Origin of the sequence: Kitasatospora purpeofusca (genome assembly GCF_042691725.1) — a bacterium.
GTDB classification, from domain to species: domain Bacteria; phylum Actinomycetota; class Actinomycetes; order Streptomycetales; family Streptomycetaceae; genus Kitasatospora; species Kitasatospora purpeofusca_B.
Window position 1 is genome coordinate 4867482 of the sequence record NZ_CP170483.1, and the last position, 15025, is coordinate 4882506.

Annotated in this window: 15 protein-coding genes, 1 tRNA gene, 1 pseudogene and 1 riboswitch; of the genes and pseudogenes, 5 read left to right on the forward strand and 12 right to left on the reverse strand. The window is 75.1% G+C overall.

Going from position 1 to position 15025, the window contains the following annotated elements:
* Positions 1-13: 13 nt before the first annotated feature.
* Together ACFCLZ_RS20675 and ACFCLZ_RS20680 are read right to left on the reverse strand one after the other, a co-directional pair.
* Positions 14-841: an alpha/beta fold hydrolase gene (locus ACFCLZ_RS20675; protein ID WP_380278078.1), complete on the reverse strand. Its 828-nt coding sequence runs from the start codon at positions 839-841 to the stop codon at positions 14-16.
* A 112-nt stretch (positions 842-953) separates the two neighbouring features.
* Positions 954-1244 carry a YiaA/YiaB family inner membrane protein gene (locus ACFCLZ_RS20680; RefSeq protein WP_380278080.1) on the reverse strand — a complete coding sequence of 97 codons (291 nt, stop codon included), beginning with the start codon at positions 1242-1244 and terminating at the stop codon, positions 954-956.
* A 246-nt stretch (positions 1245-1490) separates the two neighbouring features.
* A riboswitch (cyclic di-AMP (ydaO/yuaA leader) is annotated at positions 1491-1659 on the forward strand.
* Positions 1660-1671: 12 nt separating this feature from the next.
* Between ACFCLZ_RS20680 and ACFCLZ_RS20685 the strand changes: the two genes are divergently transcribed.
* Positions 1672-2529: a M23 family metallopeptidase gene (locus ACFCLZ_RS20685; protein ID WP_380278082.1), complete on the forward strand. Its 858-nt coding sequence runs from the start codon at positions 1672-1674 to the stop codon at positions 2527-2529.
* Positions 2530-2596: 67 nt separating this feature from the next.
* Here ACFCLZ_RS20685 and ACFCLZ_RS20690 read toward each other — a convergent pair whose 3' ends face one another.
* Both ACFCLZ_RS20690 and ACFCLZ_RS20695 read right to left on the reverse strand, forming a co-directional pair.
* Positions 2597-3043 (reverse strand): hypothetical protein, encoded by a 447-nt coding sequence (locus ACFCLZ_RS20690; RefSeq protein ID WP_380278084.1) that lies wholly within the window; start codon positions 3041-3043, stop codon positions 2597-2599.
* A gap of 219 nt (positions 3044-3262) precedes the next feature.
* On the reverse strand, positions 3263-4150 hold the full coding sequence (locus tag ACFCLZ_RS20695) for a hypothetical protein (protein ID WP_380278086.1): 888 nt from the start codon (positions 4148-4150) through the stop codon (positions 3263-3265).
* Positions 4151-4193: 43 nt separating this feature from the next.
* Here ACFCLZ_RS20695 and ACFCLZ_RS20700 point away from each other — a divergent pair, with 43 nt between their 5' ends.
* The 4 genes from ACFCLZ_RS20700 (at position 4194) to ACFCLZ_RS20715 (ending at position 6972) form a co-directional block, all read left to right on the forward strand.
* Positions 4194-4793, forward strand: a complete 600-nt coding sequence (locus ACFCLZ_RS20700; protein ID WP_380278088.1) for a GNAT family N-acetyltransferase — start codon at positions 4194-4196, stop codon at positions 4791-4793.
* Between the two features lie 126 nt (positions 4794-4919).
* A complete protein-coding gene (locus ACFCLZ_RS20705) occupies positions 4920-5648 on the forward strand; it encodes a sensor domain-containing protein (protein ID WP_380278090.1) in 729 nt (242 codons plus the stop codon).
* A 105-nt stretch (positions 5649-5753) separates the two neighbouring features.
* Positions 5754-6485 carry a class I SAM-dependent methyltransferase gene (locus ACFCLZ_RS20710; protein WP_380278092.1) on the forward strand — a complete coding sequence of 244 codons (732 nt, stop codon included), beginning with the start codon at positions 5754-5756 and terminating at the stop codon, positions 6483-6485.
* 37 nt (positions 6486-6522) lie between these two features.
* Positions 6523-6972, forward strand: a complete 450-nt coding sequence (locus ACFCLZ_RS20715; RefSeq protein ID WP_380278094.1) for a GNAT family N-acetyltransferase — start codon at positions 6523-6525, stop codon at positions 6970-6972.
* Between the two features lie 6 nt (positions 6973-6978).
* Here the strand turns inward: ACFCLZ_RS20715 and ACFCLZ_RS20720 are convergent, their stop codons facing one another.
* From ACFCLZ_RS20720 to ACFCLZ_RS20755, 8 genes and pseudogenes are all read right to left on the reverse strand, one after another.
* Entirely contained in the window at positions 6979-8157 is a 1179-nt protein-coding gene (locus ACFCLZ_RS20720; RefSeq protein WP_380278096.1) for a hypothetical protein, read from the reverse strand.
* Positions 8158-8587: 430 nt separating this feature from the next.
* Complete coding sequence (locus ACFCLZ_RS20725; RefSeq protein ID WP_380278098.1) at positions 8588-9343, reverse strand: hypothetical protein; 756 nt, start codon at positions 9341-9343, stop codon at positions 8588-8590.
* A 191-nt stretch (positions 9344-9534) separates the two neighbouring features.
* Positions 9535-9608: transfer RNA gene (locus ACFCLZ_RS20730), tRNA-Met, on the reverse strand.
* A gap of 107 nt (positions 9609-9715) precedes the next feature.
* Entirely contained in the window at positions 9716-10180 is a 465-nt protein-coding gene (locus tag ACFCLZ_RS20735) for a PrsW family glutamic-type intramembrane protease (protein WP_380278100.1), read from the reverse strand.
* Between the two features lie 272 nt (positions 10181-10452).
* Positions 10453-11013 (reverse strand): annotated as a pseudogene (locus ACFCLZ_RS20740) (PrsW family glutamic-type intramembrane protease); the annotation flags it as partial.
* 186 nt (positions 11014-11199) lie between these two features.
* Positions 11200-12030, reverse strand: a complete 831-nt coding sequence (gene trmB / locus ACFCLZ_RS20745; protein WP_380278102.1) for a tRNA (guanosine(46)-N7)-methyltransferase TrmB — start codon at positions 12028-12030, stop codon at positions 11200-11202.
* A gap of 82 nt (positions 12031-12112) precedes the next feature.
* Positions 12113-13348 carry an L-2-hydroxyglutarate oxidase gene (gene lhgO / locus ACFCLZ_RS20750; protein ID WP_380278104.1) on the reverse strand — a complete coding sequence of 412 codons (1236 nt, stop codon included), beginning with the start codon at positions 13346-13348 and terminating at the stop codon, positions 12113-12115.
* Between the two features lie 104 nt (positions 13349-13452).
* On the reverse strand, positions 13453-14880 hold the full coding sequence (locus ACFCLZ_RS20755) for an MFS transporter (RefSeq protein WP_380278106.1): 1428 nt from the start codon (positions 14878-14880) through the stop codon (positions 13453-13455).
* Positions 14881-15025: the final 145 nt, after the last annotated feature.

The following is a 15025-nucleotide window of genomic DNA, read 5'->3' on the forward strand; positions in this document are numbered from 1 at the left end:
ACGGTGGTGGCGCTCAGGCCAGGTCGGCGAGGAAGGCCAGCAGGGCGTCGGCGGTGGCCCGGGGGTGGTCGGCCATCGGGTAGTGTCCCGCGCCCTCGATCATCACCTTGCGCGCGTTCAGCGCGGCGGCCTGCCGGTCGGCGACCAGCTCCGGCTTCGCGAAGTCGGGGTCCTTCGCGCCCATCACGACCAGGGCCGGGCAGCGCACGGCGGCGGTCCAGCCGACGGGCGACGAGTCGCCGCGCACATAGCCCCGGGTGGCGGTCTTCCGGCCGGGGGTGCGCATCGCGGCGACCAGCGCGGCCACGTACTCCTCGTGGTCGGCCGGCTTGGGGCCCGGGTAGGCGGCCTTGCGGTGGTAGAGGCCCCAGAACGCGGGCGAGTGCACCAGCAGCGCGCCCATCGCGCCGACCGCCAGGCGCTGCAGCGCGCCCGGCGGCACGTTCTCGACGAAGGCGTCCAGCAGGACGATGCCGGCGACCCGCCCGGGGGCGTCCCCGGCGGCCTTCACGACGCTGGCGCCGGTGTACGAGTTGCCCGCCAGCACGGCCCGGTCGATGCCCAGGTGGTCCAGCAGGGCGAGGACGTCGCCGGCGATCGCGGCGGGGGAGTAGTCGTCCCAGAGGATCGAGGACTCGCCGAAGCCGCGCAGGTCCATGGTGATCACCCGGCGGCCGGCGGCGGCCAGCAGCGGGCGCAGGTGCCGGTAGGCGGCCCGGCTGTCGAGCATCCCGGGGAGCAGCACGACCGGGGCGCCCTCGCCGTGCTCGGTGTCGTCGAAGGCGATCCGGCCGCCGGGGAGGTCGAGGTGGCGGGTGACGGGAGCGGTGGTGCCGTTCATGGGGAGCCTCCTGGGCCGGGGATCGTCGGCGATCGCTGATAGCCATAAAGCTAAGGCTAATAGCCTTAGCCGTCAAGCCGTCGGCGGCGCCCGGCCCCGTCCGTGGGTTCGGTCAGACTCCCTCCACCTTGAACGGGTCGTGCTCGGCCAGCAGCTTGTCCAGCCGCGCCTGGTCGACCCGGGTCACCAGTTCGGAGGTCTCCTGCCGGTCCCGGACCACCTTGGCGAGGGTGAACGTCGAGGTGATCGTGTAGAGCAGGCCGAGGGCGAGGAAGGCCCGGGTCCACGGCTCCACCGGGAGGAAGGCGATCCCGGCGCCGAGGGCGATGGCGGAGAGGGCGAAGGACAGCACGGCCTGGATGTGGTACGCGGCCGTGGTGCGGGACTGCATCGGTGCGCTCATGGGCGTCAGGATGGCCGCGCCGGACCCGGTCGCACATGAGTAGGGGTACTCAAGTGAGGGGCCGTTCGTTGACGTCCCGACACGTTCGGTAGTGTCAGTTGTCATCAAACGTCCCAAATCGCCCATCGGGTCGCGTGGAGCCCGGTCCGTATCCTGCCGTCACCAACGGATGGCTTGGAATCGGGGGCCTCTCGGATTAACGTTTGATAACGCAGCGCGGTCCGCAACGCCGTACCCAGACGGCACCGTGCGCCGTCGCCTAATCCCGCCGGCCGGCCTCCGGGCAGGCCAGGGAGCCGGGGAACCACGTTCCTTGGGGTGAATCGGCCAGGCCCTGGCCCGTCCAGGTCCAGCCGTAGGAGACCTTCCTGCTCCGAACCCGTCAGCTAACCCGGTAGGCGCGAAGGAAGGAAAGGAGCGCGCCTCCGTGGCGTCGACGCATACTCCGGCACACCCGTCCGGCACCCAGCTGCTCGACCACCCGGGCCCCTTCGCCGGGCACGGCCCGTTCGGCGGCCCCGCCGACGAGACCGCCCCGCCGACGGCGGAGACCAGTAGGCACCGGATGCCCCGCCAGGGCCGCGGCACCGCTCCGCTGCTCGGCGTCACCGCCGTCGCCGCCACCCTGGGCGCCACCGGCTTCGCCTCCGCCACCCCGGCCGCCGCGCCCGCCGTCGAGGCGCCCGACGAACTGCCGGTCGCGCTCTCCGCCGACCCCGGCCTCGCGCTCGCCGCCCGCATCCAGCAGCAGGCCGACAGCCAGCGCACCGCGGCCGAGGAGACCGCCCGCGTCCAGGCCGCCCAGGAGGCCGAGGCCAAGCGCGCCGCCCAGGTGGCCCAGCAGGAGCAGGCCAAGCGCGCCGCCGAGGAGGCCGAGAAGGCCAAGCTCGCCGCCATCAAGCTGCCGGTGAACGACTACCGGCTCTCCGCCCACTACGGCCAGAGCGCCCGCTACTGGGCCCACCTGCACACCGGCCTCGACTTCGCCGCCGACCAGGGCGAACCCGTCTACGCGGTCGGCCAGGGCACCATCACCTCGGCCGGCTGGGCCGGCGCCTACGGCTACCGGATCGTCGAGACCCTGCCCGACGGCACCGAGATCTGGTACTGCCACCTCTCCTCGATCATCAAGGGCTCCGGCAAGGTCGTCCCCGGCCAGCAGATCGGCAAGGTCGGTGCCACCGGCAACGTCACCGGTGCGCACCTGCACGTCGAGGTCCGCCCCGGCGGCGGCGCCCCCGTCGACCCGGAGAGCTGGTTCGAGCAGCGCGGCGTCACCCCCTGACGCTCCCCCGGCCTTCCGCCGCGCCCCGCCGGACCGCCGTCCGGCGGGGCGCGGTGCTGTCGGGGGATCAGCAGGTGACGGGCGCCGTGACGGTCGCGGTCGCCCCGTAGCCCCAGGTGGTGGTCAGGAGGGTGGCCGTCACGGTGGAGCCGCACGGCGCGGTGGCCGCGAGGTAGCCGAACCCGCGCCCGCCGGGCGGGAGTATGCCGCTGCCGGTGTCGGTGCCGAGCGAGGCGCCGCCGACGACGCCGAGGGTCAGGGTGTACGAGGCGGTCTGCGCCGTCCAGCCGGGGGTCGGCGTCGTGTAGCCGCCGGCCGTCACGCCGGTGCCGTCGACCGTGATGCAGACGCGGTTCTGGAGGACGCCGTAGAAGCCGTCGGCGCAGGTGGAGGTCGAGGCGACCGCGGTGGTCGCCGTGGTGCCCGTGGTCTGCGCGGTGGCCTGGGTGGCGCCCGCGACACCGAGCGAGGACAGCGCGGTACCGGCCGCGAGGAGGGCAGCGAAACGCTTCACGAGGGTTCTCTCCTTCGAAAACGGTGGAAAGGGAGGATGCGAAGCGCATGTGACATGTCACGCTCCACTCGACGGATGATTCCACCGTGCGCGATCCATTGCTCGTGATCGGCCCCAAAGTCCTGGATGAGTACCGGAATTGACCGTCCGGTGGCTCGAATCCACGGTGCCGCCGGGCTCCCGGCACCCCGACCGGGGCGACGGGAGCCCGGCGCGTTCCTACTCCTCGTCCTCGACCGGCTCCAGCCCCGCCAGGTAGGCGTCGATCTCCGCCTGCCCCGGCTCCGGTGCCAGCTCCGGGAACTCGTCCACCAGCAGCCGCGGCAGTCCCGGCACCGTCCACGCGCCGGCGAGCTCCAGCGCCACCTCGACCGCGGCCTCCTCGAACGCCCCGAAGTCCCCGGCCAGCTCGTCCGGCATCGGCCGGCCCAGCGCCGTCAGCTCCGCCAGGTTCCGGTAGCTGCGCCGCATCAGCCCCTGCTCCAGCAGCCGCCGCGCGCCGTCGGTGGCCATCCCGACCGCCAGCGGTCGGGCCGCGCCGTCCCAGCCCCCGTCGTCCACCGGGTCCAGCACGCCGTCCGCCTCCAGCGCCGCGAACGCCGCCGAACGCTCCTCCCGCGGCAGCTCCCGGAACCCCTCCAGCCAGGCCCGCACCGCCGCCTCCCCGTCGGTGTCCACCCCGGCCGCGCGCAGCAGCAGGGTGTACAGCCGGGGCCAGGTCACCAGGTCCGCCCGGCGCAGCAGCCCGGCCGCCACCTCGCCCTGCCACTCGGCCTCGGCGTGCAGCCGCTCCTGCCGCTTGGCGTTCAGCCGCTTCGCCGCCCGCTGGTGGTCGACCAGCAGCCGCACCGCCGCGCCGTACGCCAGCGGGTCCTGCCCCGGCTCCGGCTGGACGTACAGGTGGAGGCGCTCGTACAGCAGGTGCTCCACCGCGGCGGAGGTCAGTTCGGGCCAGCCGTCGTGCATCCTGCCGCCGCCCAGCTCCAGCAGCGCCAGCACCGCCCGCAGCGGGGCCTCGGCGACCGGCTCGCGGCCCTCCGCCTCCGCCCAGGCGAGCAGTTCGGCGGCCTTGGTGCGCGGGGCGAGCCGCAGGTCTTCGTCTTCCATAACCACGAACCGTAACCGCTGGTCGGCGGTAGGGTCGGGAGCCATGGTTCCCGTCCGACTCACCGGCGCCCGGCTGGCCATCCGCGAGTTCCACCACACCCCCGAGGACGTGGACGCGCTGCACGCGGTGTTCGGGGATCCGGAGGCCACCCGCTACCTCCCGTTCGCGCCGCGCGACCACGAGACCTGCGCCGACCAGGTCGCCCAGTTCGTGGAGGAGGCGGAGAAGGAGCACCGGGAGGTCTACCGGCTGGCCGTCACCCGGCTCGCCGACGCCGACGACCCGGCCCGCGCCGTCCCGGTCGGCAACGCCGCGCTCGGCCTCGTCCCCCACCACGCCGCCCAGCTCGGCTACGCCCTGCGCCGCGACGTCTGGGGGCTCGGCTACGCGGGCGAGGTCGTCGGACTGCTGCGCGACCTCGCCTTCGGGCCGCTCGGCCTGCACCGGCTGGAGGCCCGGGCGGACGTCGACAACGCCGCCTCGATCCGGGTGCTGACCAGGGCGGGCTTCCGGCTGGAGGGCCGGGTCCGGCACGACTACCGGCGCCACGACGGCTGGCGCGACGCCTACCAGTACGCGCTGCTCGCCGACGACGTCCCCGCCGGGGACCGGGCGGCCGGGAACCCCGCTCAGGGGGGATAACCCCACCCCCGGTTCGCCGGGGAGCCGGATGTCCCGCCCGGGCGCGCTTTGACAGGCTAGGGGAGTCAGCAGGAGAGACCCCCCAGAGCCCGAACCGCGACCGACCCGAGGGACCGAGACCCGGCCATGAGCACCCACAGCATGCAGCGCAACGAGTACGACGCGTACGACGGCGGCGAGAGCCACGCCGTCTCCCGCCGCATCGAGGAGCCGCCGTACGCCTGGCGGGCCCCGTTCACCTCCTACTTCTACCGCGAGATCGGCTACACGCTGACCGGCCTGCCGGTCGCGATCGTCGGCTTCACCGTCGCCGTCGTGCTGTTCTCGCTGGGCATCGGCACCTTCGTCACCGTGCTCGGCCTGCCGGTGCTGGCCGGGCTGACCGCCGCCGCCCGCGGCTTCGGCGGGCTGGAGCGCGCCCGGGCGCGCGGCATGCTCGCCCTGGACGTGCCCGCCCCGGCGCCGGTGCGGGCCGCCCGGCCGGGTGCCTGGGGCGCGATCACCGCCCGCCTCGCGGACGCGGCCGGCTGGAAGGCCGTGCTCTACCAGGTGGTGATGTTCCCCTGGGCGATCCTCAGCATGACGCTGTCGCTGGTCTTCCTCTGCGTCGGCTGGACGCTCACCTTCTACCCCCTCTACCACTGGGTGTTCCCGCGCTACACCGACTGGTCGGGCTACCGGGTCTTCGACTTCACCGACAACGACGGCGTCCGGCACGTCTACGACATCCAGTCGCCGCTGCAGATCGCCGGGGTGTGCCTGATCGGGGTGCTGTTCGTCTTCCTGACGCCGCAGCTGGTGCGCGGTCTGACCAACGTCAACCGCCTCGCCGCCCGCGGCCTGCTCGGCCGCTGACCCCGGGCCCCGCCCTCTCGGCCCCGCTCTCTCGGCCCGCCCTCGCGGCCCCCGCCCGGACGCCTCCGGGTGCGGGGCCGCGCGGCGCGTGGTCGGATGGCCGCGATGGCCGACCGAACCGTCCGCGCCCCGGCTCCGCCCGCCGCCCCCCTGGTCACCTCCCGCTCGCTGGACGAGTACTGCGAGCTCTTCGGCCTCACCCGCGCCGGGATCGCCGCCCTGCCGGGGCCGCTGCTCGACTGCCCCGGCGGCGCCGCCGCGCTGGTCGCCGAAGCCCGCCCGCTCGGCTGCCGGGTCGTCGCCGCCGACCCGGTGTACGCCCGCCCGGCCGAGGAGATCACCGCCCGGGCGCTGGCCGCCCGGGCCGCGATGGCCGCGGCGATGGCGGCCCGCCCCGACCTCTACCCGGCCCGCCGGCAGCGCCGGCCCGAGCACTACCTGCGCGGCTGGGACCGGGCCCGCCTGCTTTTCGCCGCCGACCGCGCCGCCCACCCCGGCCAGTACGTCGCCGCCGCGCTGCCCCGGCTGCCCTTCGCGGACGGCACCTTCGCCCTCACTCTGAGCGGCTACCTGGTCTTCGCCTACCCCGAGCTGTTCGGGCCGGAGCGGCGGCTGGCCGCACTGGCCGAACTGGTCCGGGTCACCGCCCCCGGCGGCGAGGTCCGGATCCACCCGCTGAACGACGGGGAGGGCCGCCGCAGCACCGGACTGGACGCCGTCCGCCACGCCCTCGGCGAGCGCCGGATCTCCAGCGAGATCCGCGTCCTGGCGCCCACCGACCGGGGTGACCGCGCCCGCCGGGTGCTCGTCCTGCGCCGGGTCGGCCACCATCGGTAATAGGTGAACAGCCGGTGTGCCCCTATACTCACCGGTCATGACCGAGATGTTGATCAAGCCGGCCGCGGTCTCGGACGCCGACCGGCTCACCGCCCTGATCCAGGACTGCTCCGCCTACCGCGGCGACTACGCGCCGATGATCGCCGGCTACCGGGTGACGCCCGAGTACCTGGCCGAGCACGAGGTCCACCTCGCCGTCCGCGCCGACGACGACCACCTGCTCGGCTTCTACGCGCTGATCACCGACATCGCCGATCTCGACCTCATGTTCGTCGCCGACGCGGCACAGGGCCTCGGCGTCGGCCGCCGGCTGATCACCCACCTGCTCGACCGCGCCCGCGCCCTCGGCGTCACCGGCGGCATCCGGGTGGTCTCCCACCCGCCCGCCGAGGCCTTCTACCTGCGGATGGGGGCCGAGCGGGTCGGCACCTTCCCGGCCCGGCCGCCGATCGGCTGGGACCGGCCCGAACTCCGGTTCGCCCTCTAGCCTCCGTCAGTCCCGCGGTTGCCCGGACCCCGCCGTCGGCGCCGTCGCCGTGGCGGTGGCCGACGCAGGGCGCGTTGCGCCGTCCGCGGCCGGCCCGCCCTGCTGCTGCGGCAGGAACGCCGGCGCGTCCAGGCCCGAGAGGATCTTCTCCGCCAGCCAGCTCCGGTCCGAGCCGTACGGGATCCCGTCCGGCGCCATCAGCCGCCCCGCCACCGCGTCCCGCAGCCGCCGCGCCTCCCCGGCCGGCAGCCGGGACATCAGCCCGCGCGCCGCCAGCAGCGCGTGGTACTGCTCGAACCCGGAGCGCGGGCGCTCGATCGCCTCCAGCACGCTCGGCAGGTCGGCCAGTGCCGGATCGCCCTGCATCAGGGCCAGCGCCTGGATCCGCCGCCCCTCCGAGCCGTCCGCGAACAGCTCCCGCACCTGGGACGGGGTCAGCGCCGAGCGCCGGGCCGTCGACCGCACCTCGGCCACCACCCGTTCCGCCCCGGCCGCCCGGTCCGCCGCCGACAGCGAGCCGGGCAGGTCGTCCGGCTTCCCGTCGCTGGTGCCGACCAGGCCCAGGTGCTGCATCGCCCGCATCCGCAGGTCGTCCGCGCCCACCTTGTCGCCCTTGCGGTCCCGGTCCTGCCCGGCGAGGAAGAGGTCCAGCGCCTGGTCGGCGTCGGAGAGCACCCGCGGCAGCGCCAGCCGGGTCAGCAGCCAGCCCGCCAGGAAGCCGAGCAGCAGGAAGTACAGGACCAGCGCGGCCGCGAACGGCGCGGTGCCCGGGCCCCCGCCCAGGGCCGGGGCGAGCGTCGTGCCGAGCCGGCCGAGCCGCTCGCCGAGCGAGCCGAGCTGGGTCAGCCCGACGCCCAGCAGCACCTTGGTGAGCCAGTCCGAGACCTGCTCCAGATTGGTGTTCGGCGCGTACGAGCCGTGCGGTTCACCGCCCTCGGCGGCCGCCGCGCCGCCTGCGCCGCCGCGGACCCGGGGGACCCCGAACAGGAACCCCAGCGCCCCGCCGACCAGCGTCGCCGCGCAGGCCACCACCAGTCCGCCGCCCAGCGCCTGCCAGGGGTGCGGCCGTCCCAGCGAGAACAGCACCAGGCCCACCAGCCCCGAACCCAGCAGCATTCCGGCCGCCGCCCGCTGTGCCGTCCGCACGACCGCCGCGCCGCCGGTCCGCCGGTTCCGCGTCGCCATCGCCCACCACCCCCAGTGCCCGCACCCCACCCCTGCGGAGCGCGCGCCGACTCTAGCGGGGATGCCCCCGACGTCGAGGGCGTGATGCCCGGCCGGGGCCGCGGGCACACCCGGACGGACCCCTCCGGGAACGCAGACGGCCCGCGGGCTGCTCCTCGATCGCCGGGCCCACTGGAAGGGGCCGGGCGCCGAGGCACCGGGGATGTACCGGTGAGCCCACGGGCCGGGTGACTGCTGGGATTTCGCCTGCCGGGGGCCTGGGGCCCCGTCCTGCGCAGGCAGGGGCGGCTCTAGCGAGCAGCCACCTCACTCATCCTGATGGAACTCAACTCAGGATCACCTCCTTTCAGTGTGCCGCCACCATAGGCAGGCCACCGGGCGGAGGGCAACGCATTTATCCGGGTGCTTCCCGGCGGCCTTCGCAGGCCGATCAGGCGGACTTCACCTGGGACTTGAACTTCGAGAAGTCGATCACCTGGTCGGCCGGCGGGGACTGGACGCTCAGCGGCTTGTTGATGTCGGTGAAGTCCGCCTGGCCGCCGCCCTGGCCGGTCTTCTCGATCCGCACCGGGTACGGCGCGCCCTCGGTGGCGACGTGCACGACGATCTCGTCGCCGCCGCTGTTCTTCGACTTGAGGCTGAAGGTCTTCGTGCCGTTGACGGTGCCGGCCGAGCCCTTGGTGAGGCCGGTGGACTTGCCGTCCTCCAGGAAGCTCTTGGTGAGGTCCTTGAGGTTGCAGGCGGTGGTGAGTTCGCTCATCTCGGGGTCGTCCTTCACGCCCGAGATGTAGCGGCCCTTGAGGAGCTCGGCGGCCTGGGCGCCGTCCGCGCCGCCGCCGGCGACGTTGCTGATGAACTCGCTGTCGGGCTTCAGGTAGACCTGCTTGCCGTCGCCCAGCAGCTCGAACTTGCCGACCCCGGGCATGGTGACGGTGCCCTTGCACTGCCCCTGGGTGTCGACCGCGAGGTCGAGGGCCATGTTCTGGTCGGCGCTGCTGATGGTGCCCACGATCTTGACCGAAGTGGCGCCGGCCAGGGCCTCCTTGGACTTCTTCTGGATCTCCTCGGCACTGAGCTTGGCGGTGTCCAGCTTCGTGGCGGAGGCCTTGTCGTCGCCGCAGGCGGTCGCCCCGGCCGCCAGCAGGAGACAGACCGCGGCGGTACCGGCAAGACGCTTCGACAGCATGAGTGCTTCCTAACCCGGCGCGACGGTGCGCGTCCGAACGGGTGACGTTGCCCCTCAGTATGATCGAAGGATCATTCAACCGATCTTGACTCGCCGTGCTGTTACAGCTTCGTGGCGGGACCGCACCGCCCGGCGTCGCCGGGCATGACGAAGGCCCGGAGGACGAATCCTCCGGGCCTTCGGCTACTGAGTAGCGGGGACAGGATTTGAACCTGCGACCTCTGGGTTATGAGCCCAGCGAGCTACCGAGCTGCTCCACCCCGCGTCGGTGAACACAACGATACGGGGAAGTCGCCCGAATGGGAAATCGGTTCCACACCCACCCCTCGGCCCCCGCACGGCGCCCCTCGGCACCCTCGGCTCACCGGCCTTTCACCGGCCTCTCGACGGACCCCGCACGGGGTGCCGCCCGGCCCGCGTCCGGGCCCAGGCGGCGAAGCAGACCAGCGCCGCGAAGCACGGCACCATCAGCACCGCGTAGACCAGCAGGAAGCCGTGCGTGCCGAGGTCGGCCGCGGCGTTCCAGGTGCCGTGCAGGGCCGTCGCCAGGACGAGCCCGCCCGGCGCCGCCAGCCGGGCCAGCAGACGGCGCCCGGTGGTGAGGGCCAGCGCCAGGCCCAGCCCGGTCAGCGCGGTGAACAGCGGGTGGGCGAACGGCGAGAGCAGGCCGCGCAGCACGAAGGTCTGCACGGTGCCGTCGAAGTCCCGCAGGCTCGGCGGCTCGCCGAGGCCGATGCTGTCCAGCCGCTGCTGCTGGTCGTCGGTGAACGCCCGCCCGAGGTAGAGCGCGTTCTCGGTGAAGGCGAAGCCGCAGGCGGTGATCCCGCCGAGCACCACTGCGGCGGCCAGGACGCGCGGCCGGGACCGCGCCCGCCGGTGGTCGGGGAGCGCCGCGCGTGCGCCGGCGTCCGGGTGCGGTCCGGGGCGCGGGTGGGGCAGCGGGCGCAGGTAGGGGCGCAGCCGCAGCCGGCCGCGCGCGTGCGGCAGGGCGAGCCGGCGCTCGTACCCGCGCGGCTGCCGGTGGCCGGGGAGCGCCAGGGCGCGCCCGGGCCGGGGCGGCCGTCGTGCCGGGCCGCGCAGCGCGGCCGCCGGCCGAGCGGCAGCAGCAGGACGAGCAGGGCGGCGCCCTTGGCGCTCTCCTCGATCACCGGGGTGACCAGGTCCGCGCCCAGCGCCTCGCCGAGGCTGCCCTGGTGGGCGGTCAGATAGCTGCTGGCCCAGCCGTTGGCGAGGATCGCCACCGTGGTGGCGGCGCAGGTGCCCCAGCCGAGGCAGAAGACGGTGTACCGCAGCGGCACCCGGGCGGTCTGGTTGAGCCAGGCGAGTCCGCCGAGCACGAAGGGCAGCGGGACCGTCGCCAGCCCGAGGCCGACCAGCAGCCCGGCGGTGCCGGTCTGGCGGCGGACCAGGTGGAGGATCAGCACGCCGCAGCCGGCCAGGGCCAGGACGACGGTCGCGGTCAGGGAGGAGAACGCCGCCGAGCGGAGCGAGCGCGCGGCGCGGGCGGCGCGGGTTCCGGCGGGAGAGGCCGTCGGGGCGGCGGACGCGTCCGTCCGGGCGGGCCCGGGGACGGGCGCGGGGGCGGGCGCCGGGAGGGCGGGCACGAGCCGGTGTGCCCGGCGCCTCCGGGGCCCCGGGATGGTCCGGGTGCCGGCGGTGGGCGTGGGCATCTCTCGGTCGTCGGCGGCCCGCACGGTGATGTGGTACCCACCGCCGGACGGGGTGCTCACCCGGCACAGGGTAGGCCACCGCGCCCGGCGGCCGGGGGGAGTCGGGGCGGACACCCCGCCGGGGCCCCGCCGGGCAGTGGCCGCCGGGGCCGTCGCGGCCCGCCGGGTCGAACACCCGGCGCGGGTTCAGCGGCGGCGGAACAGCAGGTCGTGCACCACGTGGCCCTTGGCGAGGCCGGCCCGTTCGAACTTGGTGAGCGGGCGCCAGTCGGGTCGCGGCGCGTAGCCGGGGACGGAGCCGTCCGGGTGGTCCGCCGGCTCCAGCCAGCCGGTGCCGTCGCCCTCGGGGTGCAGGTTCTCCAGCTCCGGCGAGGCGGACAGCACGGCGAGCATCTGCTCGGCGTAGGGCTCCCAGTCGGTGGCGCAGTGCACCAGCGCGCCGGGCGCCAGCCGGGGGAGGACCAGCTCCAGGAACGACGGCTGGACCAGCCGGCGCTTGTGGTGCTTGGGCTTGGGCCACGGGTCGGCGAAGTAGACCCGCAGGCCGGCCAGCGAGGCGTCGGGCAGCATGTCGCGCAGCAGGATCACGGCGTCGCCGGCGGCCGGGCGGACGTTGGTGCTGCCGTCGCGCTCCAGCAGGCCGAGCAGGTTGCCGTGGCCGGGGGTGTGGACGTCGGCGGCCAGGATGCCGGTCGAGGGGTCGGCGGCGGCCATCGCGGCGGTGGTCTCGCCCATGCCGAAGCCGATCTCCAGGGTCACCGGCAGGCCGTCGAACAGCGCGGGCAGGTCGAGCGGCGTGCCGTCGATGGCTATGCCGTACTTCTCCCAGCCCCGGTCCAGCGCGCCCGCCTGGGCGTTGGTCATCCGGCCCCGGCGCGGCTGGAAGCTGCGGATGCGCCGCTCGCTGTGCTGGGCCTCGGTGGCCTTGTGCGGGTACATCGGCGCGGGGTACGCGGCGGGCGCCGCGGAGAGCCGGGCGGAGGGCGAGGGCGGGGGGATCGGGGCGGTGGCAGTCACAATCACCCGAGTCTACGGGGCCGTCGGCGGCGGGCCGGCGGCCCTGTGACGGTCCCCACGTCCCCGGGATCCGTCCGCTTCCTCAGCCGCCGGCGGCCAGTGCGGCCAGCGCCCGGCGGGCCACCTCCCGGCCGATCGGGAGCGAGGCCGTCGCCGCGGGGGAGGGCGCGTTGAGCACGTGCACCAGCCGGCGGGTGGAGCGCGGGTCGTCCGGGTCGAATCCGGCGAAGGCGAAGTCGTCCAGCAGCGAGCCGTCCCGGGCCACCGCCTGGGCGCGCACGCCCGCCCCGGCCCGGACCAGGTCGGCCGCCGTGACGGCGGGCAGCAGCCGCTGGACGGCCGCGGTGAACGCCCGCTTGGACAACGAGCGGTGCAGCTCGCCCACCTCGTAGCGCCAGTGCCGGCGGGCTATCTGCCAGGTGCCGGGGAAGGCGACCGTGCCCGCCAGGTCGCGTGGCCGCACGGTGCGCCAGTCGTAGCCCTCGCGGGCCAGCGCCGGCACCGCGTTCGGGCCGACGTGCACGTCCCCGTGCACGCCCCGGGTCAGGTGGACGCCCAGGAACGGGAACGCCGGGTCGGGCACCGGGTAGACCAGGCCCCGGACCAACTCCCGCCGCTCCTTGACGAGTTCGTAGTACTCGCCGCGGAAGGGCACGATCCGCACCCCGGGGTCGTCGCCGGCCAGCCGGGCGATCCGGTCGCTGTGCAGGCCCGCGCAGTTCACCAGCACCTGGCAGCGCAGTTCGCCCGCCGAGGTCTGCACGGTGACGCCGTCGGCCCGCCGGACGACCGCCCGCAGCTCGGCCCCGGTGCGGATCTCGGCCCCGGCCTCGCGGGCCAGCCGCGCGTAGGCGGCGGCCACGGCGGGGAAGTCGCAGATGCCGGTGGTCCCGATGTGCAGCCCGGCGATGCCGGTGACCTGCGGCTCGTACCCGGCGATGCCCCCGCGGTCCAGTTCGGTGACCGGGATGCCGTTGGCCCGGCCGCGCTCGGCCAGGGTGCGCAGCCGGTCCAGTTCGGCGGGCCCGGTGGCCACGATCAGCTTCCCGGTGACCTCGTGGGGGATGGCGTGGGCGCGGCAGAACTCCACCATCTCGGCGGCGCCGGCCACCGCGTAGCGGGCCTTGAGCGAGCCCGGCCGGTAGTAGACGCCGCTGTGGATGACCCCGCTGTTGCGCCCGGTCTGGTGGGCGGCCAGGCCGGGCTCCTTCTCCAGCACGGTGAGCCGCAGCCCGGGCCGGGCCACGGTCAGCGCGTACGCCGTGGCCAGCCCGACGATCCCGCCCCCCACCACCAGCACGTCGACGTCGTACCGCACGGCCCGCTCCTCGCCTCGCCTCGTCCGACCGTCCCCGTCCGTCCGCGATGCTGCCACGCCGACGGGGGCCGGTCGAGGGGGCGTCGGCGCCCCGGGGTTCCCGGTCAGGCCGGGGCGACGATCACCGCGCGGGCCCGTTCGGTCAGCTCGCGGACGCGGCGCTCGCCCTGGAACGGCTCCAGCCGGCGCAGCATCTCCACCACGTACTCGCGGCTGCGCTGCGAGGAGATCCGCCCGGCCACGTCGACGGCGCGTTCGCCGGCCGCCACCGCCGCGTCGAGGTTGCCCGCTTCGGCCTCGGCCATCGCCGAGACCACCAGCCGCAGGCCGTGCGAGCGGACGAACCCCTCGGTGGGCCGGGCCAGCGCCTCGCGGGTGAACTGGCGGACCTTGGAGGGCACGCCGAGGTCGCGGAAGCACTCGGCGGCGTCGGCCGCGAGCCGGTCGTAGGCGTAGAAGTCGATCCACGCCGGATCGGGATCCCCGGCGCGGGCCCGTTCGAGGGCGCTCTCCGCCGCCCCGAGCGCGGTCGCGCACGCCGGAGCGTTCCGGGCCTTGGCCTGGGCCCGGGCCTCGACCAGGTGGAAGAAGCTCATCGTCCGGGCGGTGGCCAGGCCCCGGTTGCGCTCCAGGGCGGCCTGGGCGAGGTCGACGGCCTCCTCGGCGAAGCCCCGGTAGCCGGCCTGCAGGCTCATCGAGGCCAGCACGTAGCCGCCGAGCGGCACGTCCGCGGCGGCCCGGGCGAGCCGCAGGGCCTGGATGTAGTAGCGCTGGGCGGCCTCGTGCTGGCCGGTGTCGAAGGCCATCCACCCGGCCAGCCGGGTGAGTTCGGCCGTCGCGCCGAACAGCGCCCGGCCCACCGCGTCGCTGTAGGAGGCGAGCAGCAGCGGCGCCGCCTCGACCCGCAGACACTCCGGCACCATCGACGAACGCCAGTCCCCGCCCCCGTACTTGGAGTCCCAGCGGCGGGCCTCCTGGGCGGCCTCACGGAGCTTGGCGGCGTCCGAGTGGCCGACCCGGTACGAGCCGGCCTCGGCGGGGGAGCGCGGCAGCTCGCGGGCCACCGAGCCGTCGGCGGGGGTGATCAGCCAGCGGGAGACCGGGGTCGCGTACGCCGCGACCGAGAAGGTGCCGGTCAGGCTGTCGCTCCAGCGCCCGCCGCCGGGGCCGCGCCGCAGGTCGAGGTCGACCCGCCAGAGGTCGGTGGCGGAGCGGACGGCGTCGGGGACCTCGCGCGGGAAGGCGAGGCCGAGTTCGGGCGCCGGGTCGGTGTCGCCGAGGCCGATCTCCTCCAGCGGCACCGGCCGGCCGAGCTTGCCGCCGATCGCGGTGGCGATCAGGTGCGGGACGGGGCCCTGCGGCACCATGCCCTTGCTGACCCAGCGGGCCACCGAGGTCTTGTCGTAGCGGAGCGTCAACCCGCGCTGGGCGCCAAGGTCGTTGACGCGGCGGGCCAGCCCCGCGTTGCTGATCTGAGCGAGGGTCAGGAGCGTGCCGAGCCGTTCGTTCGGTCCTCGTGGGCTGACGGTCATGGTGGCGGCGGCACCTCCTGCGGCCTCGTGCGCGGGGCCCGGGCGGCACCGGGCCGTAGCTGCTGTACCTAGAGTAGTCGGACGCGTTCCGACGGTTAAGAGGCCGCATTCCGGATGGCGGGATCGCGCGCCCGGGCCCGGGGCG

Excerpts from the sequence above, each read along its gene's own strand:
- ACFCLZ_RS20675 (WP_380278078.1), bottom strand. The coding sequence starts at position 841 with ATGAACGGCACCACCGCTCCCGTCACCCGCCACCTCGACCTCCCCGGC.
- ACFCLZ_RS20680 (WP_380278080.1), bottom strand. The coding sequence starts at position 1,244 with ATGAGCGCACCGATGCAGTCCCGCACCACGGCCGCGTACCACATCCAG.
- ACFCLZ_RS20695 (WP_380278086.1), bottom strand. The coding sequence starts at position 4,150 with ATGGAAGACGAAGACCTGCGGCTCGCCCCGCGCACCAAGGCCGCCGAA.
- ACFCLZ_RS20700 (WP_380278088.1), top strand. The coding sequence starts at position 4,194 with ATGGTTCCCGTCCGACTCACCGGCGCCCGGCTGGCCATCCGCGAGTTC.
- ACFCLZ_RS20705 (WP_380278090.1), top strand. The coding sequence starts at position 4,920 with ATGAGCACCCACAGCATGCAGCGCAACGAGTACGACGCGTACGACGGC.
- ACFCLZ_RS20710 (WP_380278092.1), top strand. The coding sequence starts at position 5,754 with ATGGCCGACCGAACCGTCCGCGCCCCGGCTCCGCCCGCCGCCCCCCTG.
- ACFCLZ_RS20715 (WP_380278094.1), top strand. The coding sequence starts at position 6,523 with ATGACCGAGATGTTGATCAAGCCGGCCGCGGTCTCGGACGCCGACCGG.
- ACFCLZ_RS20720 (WP_380278096.1), bottom strand. The coding sequence starts at position 8,157 with ATGGCGACGCGGAACCGGCGGACCGGCGGCGCGGCGGTCGTGCGGACG.
- ACFCLZ_RS20725 (WP_380278098.1), bottom strand. The coding sequence starts at position 9,343 with ATGCTGTCGAAGCGTCTTGCCGGTACCGCCGCGGTCTGTCTCCTGCTG.
- ACFCLZ_RS20755 (WP_380278106.1), bottom strand. The coding sequence starts at position 14,880 with ATGACCGTCAGCCCACGAGGACCGAACGAACGGCTCGGCACGCTCCTG.